General features: G+C 47.5%; 13 protein-coding genes. 2 read left to right on the plus strand and 11 right to left on the minus strand.

All coding sequences use genetic code 11. The features are described 5' to 3' along the window. The first annotated feature begins 300 nt into the window (after positions 1-300). The gene (gene hutG, locus V4534_03630; protein ID MES2503947.1) at positions 301-1,119 is read left to right on the plus strand and encodes a formimidoylglutamase; all 819 of its coding nucleotides are present in this window, start codon (positions 301-303) and stop codon (positions 1,117-1,119) included. On the opposite strand, the gene V4534_03635 is transcribed toward hutG, so the two are convergent. Further along, on the minus strand, positions 1,107-1,484 hold the full coding sequence (locus V4534_03635) for a hypothetical protein (GenBank protein MES2503948.1): 378 nt from the start codon (positions 1,482-1,484) through the stop codon (positions 1,107-1,109). The genes hutG and V4534_03635 overlap by 13 nt on opposite strands. 190 nt (positions 1,485-1,674) lie before the next feature. Between V4534_03635 and bamA the strand changes: the two genes are divergently transcribed. Next, a complete protein-coding gene (gene bamA, locus V4534_03640) occupies positions 1,675-4,389 on the plus strand; it encodes an outer membrane protein assembly factor BamA (protein ID MES2503949.1) in 2,715 nt (904 codons plus the stop codon). Here bamA and V4534_03645 read toward each other — a convergent pair. From V4534_03645 to V4534_03690, 10 genes are read right to left on the minus strand one after another with little or no spacing between them, the layout of a single operon-like run. Further along, positions 4,367-5,491, minus strand: coding sequence for an ATP-binding protein (locus tag V4534_03645; GenBank protein ID MES2503950.1), 1,125 nt, complete (start codon positions 5,489-5,491; stop codon positions 4,367-4,369). The two genes, bamA and V4534_03645, sit on opposite strands and share 23 nt — an antisense overlap. A gap of 48 nt (positions 5,492-5,539) precedes the next feature. Next, positions 5,540-6,127 carry a ribonuclease HII gene (locus V4534_03650; protein ID MES2503951.1) on the minus strand — a complete coding sequence of 196 codons (588 nt, stop codon included), beginning with the start codon at positions 6,125-6,127 and terminating at the stop codon, positions 5,540-5,542. Continuing rightward, positions 6,114-6,458, minus strand: a complete 345-nt coding sequence (rplS, locus tag V4534_03655; protein ID MES2503952.1) for a 50S ribosomal protein L19 — start codon at positions 6,456-6,458, stop codon at positions 6,114-6,116. Before rplS ends, V4534_03650 begins: the two co-directional genes overlap by 14 nt. Next, a complete protein-coding gene (ribD, locus tag V4534_03660; protein ID MES2503953.1) occupies positions 6,451-7,452 on the minus strand; it encodes a bifunctional diaminohydroxyphosphoribosylaminopyrimidine deaminase/5-amino-6-(5-phosphoribosylamino)uracil reductase RibD in 1,002 nt (333 codons plus the stop codon). The genes rplS and ribD overlap by 8 nt, the downstream gene beginning before the upstream one ends. Beyond that, on the minus strand, positions 7,424-8,599 hold the full coding sequence (serB, locus tag V4534_03665) for a phosphoserine phosphatase SerB (GenBank protein MES2503954.1): 1,176 nt from the start codon (positions 8,597-8,599) through the stop codon (positions 7,424-7,426). Before serB ends, ribD begins: the two co-directional genes overlap by 29 nt. Next, complete coding sequence (locus V4534_03670; GenBank protein ID MES2503955.1) at positions 8,596-9,033, minus strand: GreA/GreB family elongation factor; 438 nt, start codon at positions 9,031-9,033, stop codon at positions 8,596-8,598. Before V4534_03670 ends, serB begins: the two co-directional genes overlap by 4 nt. Continuing rightward, positions 9,018-9,788, minus strand: coding sequence for an ABC transporter permease (locus V4534_03675; GenBank protein ID MES2503956.1), 771 nt, complete (start codon positions 9,786-9,788; stop codon positions 9,018-9,020). The genes V4534_03670 and V4534_03675 overlap by 16 nt, the downstream gene beginning before the upstream one ends. After that, positions 9,785-10,570, minus strand: coding sequence for an ABC transporter ATP-binding protein (locus V4534_03680; protein MES2503957.1), 786 nt, complete (start codon positions 10,568-10,570; stop codon positions 9,785-9,787). The genes V4534_03675 and V4534_03680 overlap by 4 nt, the downstream gene beginning before the upstream one ends. Next, entirely contained in the window at positions 10,555-11,415 is an 861-nt protein-coding gene (gene cyoE, locus V4534_03685; GenBank protein ID MES2503958.1) for a heme o synthase, read from the minus strand. The genes V4534_03680 and cyoE overlap by 16 nt, the downstream gene beginning before the upstream one ends. A 46-nt stretch (positions 11,416-11,461) precedes the next feature. Then, positions 11,462-11,770 (minus strand): hypothetical protein, encoded by a 309-nt coding sequence (locus V4534_03690; protein MES2503959.1) that lies wholly within the window; start codon positions 11,768-11,770, stop codon positions 11,462-11,464. Positions 11,771-11,799: the final 29 nt, after the last annotated feature.

Raw genomic sequence — 11,799 nt, forward strand, 5'->3', positions numbered from 1 at the left:
CCACTACGGCTTAGTTCTGTCTTTTTGCGAATCGTCGGTGGCGTGACCGGGGAACCACGTTTATCTTTACTATCATGACGATTTTTCTTATTTTTACTGGTAACCATTTAAACCTCCATTTTAATTAACATTAAACATTACTCATCAAGGCCTGAATATTTCTTATAAGATTTACTTAAGCCACGACGTCATTCTATCAAGTATTTTATAGGTGTCAAATTTTTGCAGTGTCTCTTCTGAAGCACACCGCACCGGGCTTTACGGACTTCAGCAACTCATGCTAGATCTAAATAATTCACCATGGAAAAAATTAATTATGCCTTGATCGGTTTTGCCTGCGACGAGGGTGTACGCCGCAATAACGGGCGTGTAGGCGCAGCGAGTGGGCCCGACGCATTTCGTGAGGCTTTAACAAAAATTCAGGTCACCCATAATGACTATGGCAATATTTACTGTGCAGATCAGAATTTAGAAGACGCTCAATATCAACTGGGACGCCAAGTAACAGAAATACTACGCAACGACGAAACGCCAATCGTTATTGGCGGGGGACATGAAACCGCCTGGGGCACATTTCAAGGCATTTCGAATTACCTAGGTGATGCCAACAACTGCGGGATTATTAATTTTGACGCCCATTTTGACCTTCGCCCGTTGTTGGATGGGTGTTTGGGAACTTCCGGGACCCCGTTTACCCAGATCGCTGCAGAACGAGCGCAAAAAAATTTAACTTTCGACTATCTCGTTTTAGGCATTCAACCCTATGGCAACGCTGACTTTCTATTTGAAGCGGCTGCAAAGTTGAATGTTGCATATGTGTTGGCTGAAAACTTATCGCAAGAGGCCTCCATTCAAATAGAGGCTTTCTTAGCCAAACATGAGCAAATCTATTTAAGCATCTGTTTAGACGTTTTTGCGGAAGCATTTGCGCCTGGCGTGAGCGCGCCCCAAGCCCTCGGGCTTTTACCGCATGCCGTATTACCTCTACTGAAGCAGATTAGAGATAGTGGCAAAGTGATAGCGATAGACATTGTGGAACTTGCGCCGCCTTATGACCGTCAAAACACTACGGCAAAGCTTGCTGCTACTTTGGCCGCGTATATAGCTCAACCTCGATAAATCATCATCTTGGATAAATCGACTGATTTTGGTGGACGAGGTGCTTGTTTATGGTCATCCAGCAATTCGATAACAATATCCGCCATGTTAAACACAGAAGCTTCGATAAGTTTCATGGCTTTATTGAAGTTTGCGCCTTGATCATCAGGCATCTTTCTAAAGCTTTCCTGCAAAAAAACTCTCAATACGGGACCGAAACTCAAAGTCGCTTTTAAGATATCACCTGCCTGGAAAGATTGCGAAAGGCGGCGCTTAACCCAATACCCTAAAACGATTTTCAATTTGTTCCTATTTTCGGAGATTAAATAATCTGAGTAAGCAGTTAAAATGCCAGTCATGGACTCTTTGAGCTCAAATCGCGACATCCGAGCATAAGGCCTTGCTTCTGAGCGGAGATAGCTGGCCAATTGATTCGCGATCTGATCACGATTTTCTGAGAGGAGGCTATAGACCAAGATCATAGAGCACTCTATATCCGAATGCGTGATGAATCGGTCCTTGAAAATATTTTTAGGCCTCTGTATTTTTTTGCCATTGGCCCACGGACAGATGGGAATGCCCGCGCAACCGCCCGTACCAAGCAAGAAAAAAAAGGCCAGCGATGTCAGAGATCCAGCAATTTCCAGAGCCCTACCGGTCGGAAAGCTGTCTCCTTTGGCTGAAGAGGCCCTAAAGCGCTCCAACTTGCCAGGCGTACTCCGAGCAGCGTCAGCCCTGCCCGAGCATATCTACGAAATTAAAATCGAAGGTGCCCAAAAAGCAGAACCCGAAGCTGTTTTGGTTTTATTAAAAACTGAAATAGGCCAGCCCTTCGATAAAGCCACCATCGCCGAAGACATCCACCGCATCTTCAAAATGGGCCTTTTTACCGATATTTCTGTAGAAAGAGAGCTCGGCCCCAACGGTAGCTTCATCTTAATCTACAAATTACAAGAAAAAGCCACCATCTTTAAAATCCGGTTCGAAGGAAACGACGACCTCTCAGAAGAAGACCTAAACGGCGCAATCGATCTAAAGCCATACCAAATCGCAGATATGAATCGAATCAAAGAAAATGCAGAAAAGATTCGAAAACTTTACACAGACAAAGGCTTTTTACTGGCCCATGTCGCCTACGAAATCAAAAAGACCCCAAAAGAAGACGTTGGCGTCACCGATAAAAATAAAGCACCCGATTTTGTGGATATTATCTTTCACATAGACGAAGAATCCAAGATTCGCGTCGAAGCAATAACCATTTTGGGCAACAAGTCGCTTTCCGCAGACGAAATCAAAGCGCACATGCGAACCAAAGAAAAGCATCCCTTAAGCTTTGTCACGCAATGGGGTATCTTCAACGAAGACATGCTCGAAATCGATGGCTTGCTCATTGAGCAATTCTACCAAGAACATGGCTTTTTGAACGTTCAAGTCGGCAAACCCAGAGCCACTTTGTCTCCTGATAAAACGCGGATCTCGGTTTTTATCTCCCTAGTTGAAGGCCCATCTTTTAAACTCGGTCAACTCGAAGTCACTGGAAACCTACTAGAACACTCGGAAGAATCCCTCAGAGAAAAGATTGACCTAGAAAGCGGCGACACCTTCAACAAGCCGTTGTTCGTTCAAAACCTCAGCGCCATCCAAGAGGTATTCCAGGACGAAGGCTACGCTTATGTGAATATCACCCCAGAGAGTCACATCAACGAAAGCGAAGCCACCATCGATTTAAAACTCGATGTTGACCCAGGCCCTTTGGTTTACTTTGGCCGCTTAGACATCAAAGGCAACGCAGTCACCATGGACGACGTCATCCGTCGTGAGCTCCGCATCTATGAAGGCGAGCTTTACTCAGCATCCCTGCTTCGTTTAAGCGAACAGCGGCTAAATCAGCTTGGCTATTTTGAAAGCGTGAAAATCACCACGAAGCCAAGTGATGAGCCTGATGTCATGGATGTCCAAATCGAAGTAAAAGAAAAAAGATTGGGCTCCATTCAGGTCGGTGGCGGTTATGGAACCGGCGGCGAAGGTTTTCTCTTTCAAGCTCAACTCAGCCAAAACAATCTTTTTGGCCGTGGGCAATCTCTGACGGGGAGCGTTCAATGGTCAGCCTATCGCCGCATCTTTGAATTGCAGTTTATCGACCCGTACATCACCTACGTTGCCAACGCGCCTTTATCGCTCTCTTTAAGGGCGTACGATACGCAACGATATTTCGGCGACTACTACCGCGCCAGTACAGGCGGGGAAGCCAGCCTCGGCTATCCCATCGGGCATTTTTTGGGCGACGTGTCCAAGCGATGGTATCAAAATGCCTCTCGGGGTTTTGAACCTTACGTCCCCGATTTCGAAAACTTACGCTTTTTCTTATCCTTCACAGGCGAACGCGTGCGCATTGAAGACAGCCTTGAAGGCGGGGTCAATTATTGGGGATGGCATTTGCATCAGGCGCGCTACACGACCTCTCTGCGACCTATTCTGCAAATGGATCAGCGTAACAATCGAATTTTTCCGACGGCCGGCTATTTCTTAGAGTTTAGGACTGAGTTTGCCAGCTCTTATTTTGGATCGATTTTGTTGGCCGATTTGGAAAATAAAATCGCGCAGGACAATAAGCCAACAGGCATTAACGGTGGTCTGAACTTCTTGAGGCAAGATGCCCAGGCAAATAATTTCATCCGTTATGGCTCAACGATGAGAGGCTACTATAATTTTAACTCCTGGTTCTTCTTGCCTAATTGGGTGTTGAAGCTGAATGTCGATTTAGGTGTTTTAGACACTTTTGGCGTGCCGCTTTTATCCGAAAACTATCGCTTGGGCGGTGTCCAACTTGGCAGCCAAACAGGGCTTAGAGGCTATTACTTCCAGTCAATCGGCCCTGTGCTAAACGTTGGGCAGCAATTTAGCCCAGGTCCTATTAGACAGCTTGTGGTGGGTGGAAACAAACAGTTTTTGGCAAACTTAGAACTTGAGTTTCCGCTGCTTAAGCAAATCAACCTCTTCGGCGTTGCATTTTTCGATATGGGGAACGTGTATGGACCCGGAGAAGGCCTTTTCTACATTGGCAACAAAGACATCGGCCAAAAATACCCCGGCTATCATGACCCCCTGGGGACTTTCTATGGCCTAGGTTTGTATAGCGCTGCAGGTGTAGGACTTCGCTGGTTCAGCCCCATGGGCGCCCTACGCTTCGAATGGGGCTTCCCGCTTGTCAAAAGACCACACGGCACCCCAGGCATGCCTGCAGGTGACTCCGCCATGCAGTTTCTGTTCACCATCGGTCAGAGTTTCTAAACACCTCAAAGGGTGTTTCGACCACCAACCTACCCTTGGAATAAGAGCGCTTTAAACGAGCAACAATCTGCGTCGCTTTAGGGGGGCTGAGCTTCTCGGCATAATAGCTTAGAGCCGGCGAAATATCGCTGTCGGAATATTTGACTTCGATTAGTTCATGTAGCACGCCATCTTTAAGAATCGCGAAGTCTACCTCTCGCTTCTCTTTGTCCCGGATGTACTTTAGTTCGTATTTGTAGCCATCTCGATCTTCCTTAAATTGCAACTCCTTCAATAGATGCGTCGCAACCAAATTTTCGAACTTTGCCCCTTCGTCCCCAAGAACATCTGCGTTATCAAAAAAGTAAACCTTAGGAGGTTTTTGGGTCGCTCGGGGCAGGTTCTTTGTGTAGGGGTAAACCGTAAATACCAGGTACATCTTCTCCAGCAATTCGAGCCATCGCTTAGCTGTTTTTGGCGAAATCTGTAAGTCTTCGGCAATATTAGATAGAACCACCATGCCCCCTACTCGAGATCTCAGTTGATCCACAAAAAGCGACAAAGTTTGGAGTTCACGAATGGGCTCTAAATCCCTGACATCATCTTTGATAATGCGATCCAGACGTTCCCGACGCCATCTTCTGGCCTGGGTCTCATCATTGTCCAAAAAGGGCTCAGGGAAACCACCTACTGTCATCAAGCGCTCTAATGCGTCTGCTTCAGATATACCCTTAGGAATCTCTGCTAGAGAAAAAGGATGAAGACGCCAATAATGATACCGGCCCAAAAGCGAGTCGCCTCCTCGTTTATATATATCCAAACGCGCGCTGCCAGTTACTAAGAACCGATGATGTTCCTTTTGAACGTCATACAACCCCTTAATCCAATTCTTCCATCTGGGAAATTTATGAAGCTCATCAAATATGAGTAACTGATCGCTATCTTTCCATAGCTGCTCAAGGATTGCCTGACGATCCTGGTCATAATCCCAGTTAAAATACTGTCCTGAAGCTCCAGAAAGCAGGCTCTTAGCCAAAGTGGTTTTTCCACACTGCCTAGGCCCGCCTACAAAAACCATCTTCTTTTGCAGGTCCTTTTGGATATAAGGGGTCAAGTATCTCATATGACTATTTTGGACCGAAGCACAAAATAGTCAAGACCATTTTGTAGTTCAGGATAAAACAGTCAGGTTGCGTACAGGCGCGAAGCTATTTCTGTGGATAGCGCATGGGCCAAATTGAGCCAGAGCGCTGAGATGCATTTCAGTTCCATAGCCTTTGTGGCGTTCAAATCCATAGACCGGGAACTGCTCAGCGTAGGCCAGCATCAGGCGATCTCTGTGAACTTTTGCGACAATAGATGCGGCCATGATGCAGCGGTGCAAGTCGTCTCCACCGACAAAGGTCTTTTGGACAATATCGATTTCGAACTTTACGCGCTGGTTACCGTCTACCCAAACTTCATGGACCGGGATTTTTAAATCCTGCACAGCAAGTTTCATCGCCAACAAAGATGCCTGTAAGATATTAATTTGATCGATGGTTTCGGCAGATACGATGCCGATGCCGACCCCTAAAGATCGCTCAAAAATAGGTTCAATCAGCGCTTCACGCTGCTTTTCGTTTAATTTTTTGGAGTCTGATAAACCGGATATGCGGCGTTTTGGATTCAAAATCACCGCAGCGGCAACAACGGGCCCGGCTAATGGGCCCCGGCCGGCTTCATCGAGGCCGGCGATATACCAATTAGGTTCGTTCACGAATACGAGCTTTCTTACCACGAAGTTCACGCAAGTAGTAAAGCTTAGCGCGACGGACAAAGCCGCTTTGCAAGATTTCGATTTTTTCAACTCGAGGGCTGGAAAGTGGGAAAATACGTTCCACACCTTCAGAAAAGCTTACTTTACGAACGGTAATCGCTTTGCGATTGCCAGCGCCACGCTCAGCGATCAATACGCCTTCAAAAGCCTGGACGCGTTCTTTTTCGCCTTCCTTAATCTTAAAAGAAACGCGCAAGGTATCTCCCACGCGGAACTTCGGGTGATCCGTACGGATTTCTTTTTGTTCTATTAAATCAATGAGGTTAGCCATGGGTGCTCTTTTTGCAGACAATGGTCAAAAAATCAACCCCCACCTGCCTTAGAAACGATTCTTTTGAATAGTCATAGAGAGCGCTTAATTCCTGAATGGCTGGCACGCCTTGGTTCCCCAAAATCTTAGGGGCAGTGAACCATGCAATTTCATCGACTAAACCTGCTTTTAAGAAAGCGGTCAGCATGATCCCGCCACCTTCTAAGAGTAGGCTGGTATATCCTTTGGAGCCTAAATCTTCCAAAGTATCTGTTAAACCATCTTTGGAGCGAAAAGTGATGGTATCAGGCTGGCGATGGGCTGCACGTTCATTAAAACGAGCCGTTAACGCAGGTTTATCAACCAAAGCCGTGTTTGACCCAACACCAATTATATCGATCACTTCACGCAACTTGTGCGTTAGAGCCTTAGTCTGAGTGCCGGTAATCCAAGTTTGCTCACCCGTTTTGAAAGCAATCTTACCATCTAAAGAAGTAGCAATCTTAGCGATCACGTAAGGGCGCTTTTTTTCTATCCAAGTTTTAAACGGTAGAATCAACGCTTCAGCTCTTTGGCGTAAAATGGTGTCTGCAACCTGCGTCACTTCAATACCGGCATTCTTGAGAGCTTTAATGCCCTCGCCTTGAACCTGCGGATTTGGATCGATCACACCGTAAATCACTTTGCGAATCCCGCTCTGTATGATTTTCTGAGTACACGGAGGCGTCCTGCCAAAATGGTTGCAAGGCTCAAGCGTGACATAAAGCGTTGCCCCTTGAGCGTGCTCGCCGGCGGCTTCTAAGGCCTGCGCCTCAGCATGCAATCCACCCGCCTTCATGTGATGGCCCGTCGCAATGATTTGACCGTTTTTGGTGACCACACAGCCGACCGGCGGATTTGGGCGCGTGAAACCAAGCCCCTTTCGCGCCAGCTCCAATGCTACGGCAAAAGGATCTGTCGAAGCATCTACTGAATCAAAAATTAGTTCACAAAAACTCATGTATTTCTCGGCCATGGATACCCAATAAATACAGAATCCTTTCAAGACCACCAGCACTAATGGTGGTGTCCGCTGACTGCTTCAAGATTGCTTTGGCATGAAATGCAATGCCAAGCCCAGCTTTTGCCAGCATCAAAGCATCGTTCGCACCATCGCCAATGGCAATCGTTTGCTCGAGCGGGATTTTTTTAGATTGCGCAATGGTGTCTAGTAAATCAGCTTTACGATGAGCATCCACAATAGGTGCTATTACTTTGCCTGTCAGCAGGCCATCTTTCTCTTCCAATCTATTGGCGTAATAAAAATCGAGCCCGAGCAGATCTTTTAAATAAGAAGCTGCTTGCTCAAACCCGCCGGAAATAATACCGATTTGATAACCGAGCCTTCTCAGCACACGGATAAGGTCTTTCGCGCCCGGGCTAAGTTCAAGGCCTTTAACAATCTGATTAATTGCGCTGGTAGGCAAACCCTTTAATAAAGCTACTCGTTGCCGAAGACTTTCAGCAAAGTCTAACCCCTCACTCATGGCCCTGTGCGTGATGGCGCTCACAGCTTCGTAAACGCCATGGGCGCGGGCGAGCTCATCGATGACTTCATTTTGGATGAGCGTCGAATCCATATCCAGCACAACCAGGCGCTTATTACGCCGGGTTAAGCTCTCACGTTGCAAAGCAATATCGACGTTATTTTCCGCAAGCTCTCGAAGCAAAGCTTGCTTCAATATTGCAGCATCAGACTCTAAAATGGACAGACCAATTTCAAGCGATGATAAGTCACCATGGCTCAGGCGCCGAATACCTTCAATGTTCGCTCGGTGACTCGCCAGCAAAGTAGAAATTTGATGCATAACCTCAGCGGTCACTGGCTCAGCCATAACGGTTAGTGCGTAGCGCCGTTTATCATCCTGCGGCCAAACATCAGGAATTAACCGATATGACAGCTCCTGACCCAACTTTTTGGCATAAAAAACCAGCTCGTTTAAAAGCGCCTGCCCAGCACTATTTTCGAAATTGGTATCAACCAACAAACATAAAGTGAGCTGCCCTTGGACCACCACCTGCTCAATGTCTTTTAGAGGCGCGTTTGCTCTCGCCAAGATCTCGGTCAAAGCAGAAGTGATGCCGGGCGCATCTGGGCCTGTGACGGTCAGCAACCAGTTCATACGATTTTAACCACCTCAAGCTGCCAAAGACCCTTCGGTCGATGCACTTCTGCCGTTTCACCAGCCCTTTTATCAAGCACGGCCTTAGCAATCGGCGAGTCTTCGGAGATGCTACCCGGGTAAAATTCCGTTTCGCCTTGGCCAACAATACGAAAAACCCGGGTTTCACCCGCTTCGTCTTTCACCGTTACCAAAGCCAACTGATCCGCTGCAACGACTTTGACATCTTTTAACAGACCCCCCAGATAGGCCAGTCGCTTATCAATCTCTCTCAGGTGTTTTTTGCCGTAGATATACTCCGCATTTTCAGAGCGATCGCCCTCGGCTGCAGCTGTAGCAATGCCACCAACCACTTTGGGTCGTTTGACAAAAAGCAGCTCTTCATATTCAGATTTCAGGCGTTCATAGCCGTTTTTCGTTAGCCTTTTCGACATAGCCAGCTACCTAGGCCTATCATGACCGCGGCAAATATTGCTAGTGCGATAAGGCAAACATCCATCGTTAACGCCGGCACCACACTTCCTAAAGGTGCTACCCCGCCAGCAAAAGCTGCCCTGAGCCCAGAAACCAACCAAGCAATGGGGTTAACAAGTACCACCACTTTCATCCAAGCGGTATCTGGCGGAAACATGGCACCGGATAGAATCCACAACGGAATCAAAATCATGCCCATGAGCGCGTGATAGGCCGCTGTAGACGAGCTACCCCAAGCAAACACGAAGCCAAGAGACGCCAGCGCCATGCTACCCAGCAACAGAAATAAGACCAAAAGAGCCCAATCGGTTTGCGCCATCGAAAAACCGCATAACGCGCCAATCATAATCAAAAGGCTGGCTTGAATCATTGCCAAAGCCGAAATGCCCAACACCTTGCCGAGCACCAAAGCGAATCTACCCCCAGGCGCGACCAGCACAGCCTGCATAAACCCAGAATTTCTGTCGTCAATCAATGTAATGGTCGAAAAAATGGCAGAAAATAAAATCACCATGGCAATAATGCCGACAAAGAAAAAATCTTGATAACCAAGGCTCGCGTTATCTGCCACCCTGAAACTCGGCACAAACCCCGATCCAATAACCACCCAGAAAATTAAAGGCTGAACGATAATTCCAACCAACCTGGACGGCTCCTTAACCATTTTAAGAAGCTCGCGCACAAATAGCACACGGATCATTCGCCAGTTGCTCATGTGAGAGACACTCCGGTCACGTGCAGGAAAGCATCTGCTAAAGTGGGCCTACGAACTTCCACAGACTCCACCATCTGCGGGGGGTAGGACTCCACCAACCGAGGCACCAAAGTATGCCCATCTTCAGCAATAACCACTTTTTCGCCCTCGCCTTTAACGCGCAAGATAATGCGATCGCCCGACACCCGTTTTTTAAACTCTGCAGGTGTTTCGGACAATAAAATGCGACCTTCATGAATGACCAACAAACGGTCACAGCGCTCGGCTTCTTCAGATTTATGCGTATTAATCAAGACCGTTGCCGATCGAGATCTTAAATTATGCCAAAACTCTTCGAAAGCCCGCAAATCTAAACCTGTGGTCGGCTCATCCATCAGTACCAAAGAAGGATTATGAACAAATACACGCGCTATTTCCAGCTTGCGTTTCATACCGCCCGAGAGCTGTTTCACCGGCACGTTTAAATCGACACCGGAAACTGTATCAGGAACAACGGCATCGGCATATAAACCCGCAAAGAGCCTTAAATTTTCGAAGCCCGTGAGCTTTGGATCCAAACTGGCATCTTGAAACACCACGCCGAGTTTTTCTTTAGCAATGGGGCTGATGTAACCTTGCTGCACCGGCAACAAACCGCACAAAAGCTTTTGTAGCGTGCTTTTACCTGCGCCGTTAACACCTAAGATGCCAACCACTTCACCGGAGTTCACATTAAACGAGACAGCATCTAAAACAGCCTTTTTGCCATATGCATGACAAAGGTCCTTTACATGAACTTGCATAAGAGCCCGTCGATCGCCAGCAACAAAAACAAAACACTTTGATAAATGAGTGAGCCCCGAAATAATTTGCGAGCCCAGATTTTTATATCTTTAGAAAAATAGCCCAGCACAGCCAGCGTCAAAAACCAAAAGCCCAACAGCGTGCTAATAACACCGTAGAACATGCCGCCGACATCAAGCCACCACAACAAACCTGCATTCGCAACAATGAGCACGGTGGTTAAAATCGTCAAAGCAATCGCCGTAGGCTCACCAGTAACTTGCACAATCACCGGATAACCAGCTTTCATATATTCTTCTTTTCGAAAAATACCTATGGCAATAAAATGCGGCAGCTGCCAAAAAAAAGCGAGCCCAAACAAAGCCAGCCCTGCCGCATCAATCTGCCCAGACACTGCCGTATAACCCATGAGAGCCGGCATAGCGCCAGGAAACGCCCCCACAACCAAGGCCCAGGTGCTGAGTCTTTTCATCGGGGTGTAAATCAACACGTAAGCAACGAGTGACGCCATACCGAGCATGACGGTCAATAAGTTGGTCGAAACCCATAAAACAGGAATCGCTAATAGTGAAGTCAAAAAACCCACCCCCAATGCCCAACCGGGTTGAAGTCTACCGGTAGGCAAGGGTCGGGTTGCGGTTCGCGCCATTAAGCCGTCGTAATCTCTTTCGAGATACATATTGAACGCACTTGAGCCGGAAACTAAAAGTGCGATCCCCAGCAAAGCGAGCGCCGCTTGAACAGGAGCCAGTGTCGCCTCAGCCAACAACATACAACCTCCTGCCACCAGGAGAGTCATGAGGGTAATACGAGGTTTGGTAAGAGCGACAAGGTCGAGCGTCATGATAAGTGCTTAGGAACTAACAACAGCATCCCTAAGCGTCAATATCTTAACGACGCCAGAATCCGCCACCATTTGCATGGCCATTCGGAATGCCATGGCCACCGCGTCCACCACGGCCGCCTCTGTATGGCATCTGGCAAATGCCATAACCCATATTGCCAACACACATTAGGCCTGGCGCGCAATGCGGACCCCTTGGGAAGTTACTACAGGCTTGTCCTGCATAAGCAACATAAGGTCTATTAGGTGTTCTGTTTCCCCAGTTAAAAGAAATGCTTGGGTGAGCCGATGCGCTGGTCGCCGTGAAAAACAGGATTGAGCCTAAAAGCACCCCGAGATTGAGCAGTCTGAACATGTTTGTCTTCCTCCAGCAATCAATCTAGA

It is taken from the genome of Myxococcota bacterium, from assembly GCA_040387835.1.
GTDB lineage: Bacteria > Myxococcota > UBA727 > UBA727 > JABDBI01 > JAZKCZ01.

Excerpts from the sequence above, each read along its gene's own strand:
- V4534_03670 (MES2503955.1), bottom strand. The coding sequence starts at position 9,033 with ATGTCGAAAAGGCTAACGAAAAACGGCTATGAACGCCTGAAATCTGAA.
- V4534_03635 (MES2503948.1), bottom strand. The coding sequence starts at position 1,484 with ATGTCGCGATTTGAGCTCAAAGAGTCCATGACTGGCATTTTAACTGCT.
- bamA (MES2503949.1), top strand. The coding sequence starts at position 1,675 with ATGCCCGCGCAACCGCCCGTACCAAGCAAGAAAAAAAAGGCCAGCGAT.
- hutG (MES2503947.1), top strand. The coding sequence starts at position 301 with ATGGAAAAAATTAATTATGCCTTGATCGGTTTTGCCTGCGACGAGGGT.
- V4534_03690 (MES2503959.1), bottom strand. The coding sequence starts at position 11,770 with ATGTTCAGACTGCTCAATCTCGGGGTGCTTTTAGGCTCAATCCTGTTT.
- V4534_03680 (MES2503957.1), bottom strand. The coding sequence starts at position 10,570 with ATGCAAGTTCATGTAAAGGACCTTTGTCATGCATATGGCAAAAAGGCT.
- cyoE (MES2503958.1), bottom strand. The coding sequence starts at position 11,415 with ATGACGCTCGACCTTGTCGCTCTTACCAAACCTCGTATTACCCTCATG.
- V4534_03675 (MES2503956.1), bottom strand. The coding sequence starts at position 9,788 with ATGAGCAACTGGCGAATGATCCGTGTGCTATTTGTGCGCGAGCTTCTT.
- serB (MES2503954.1), bottom strand. The coding sequence starts at position 8,599 with ATGAACTGGTTGCTGACCGTCACAGGCCCAGATGCGCCCGGCATCACT.
- V4534_03645 (MES2503950.1), bottom strand. The coding sequence starts at position 5,491 with ATGAGATACTTGACCCCTTATATCCAAAAGGACCTGCAAAAGAAGATG.
- ribD (MES2503953.1), bottom strand. The coding sequence starts at position 7,452 with ATGGCCGAGAAATACATGAGTTTTTGTGAACTAATTTTTGATTCAGTA.
- rplS (MES2503952.1), bottom strand. The coding sequence starts at position 6,458 with ATGGCTAACCTCATTGATTTAATAGAACAAAAAGAAATCCGTACGGAT.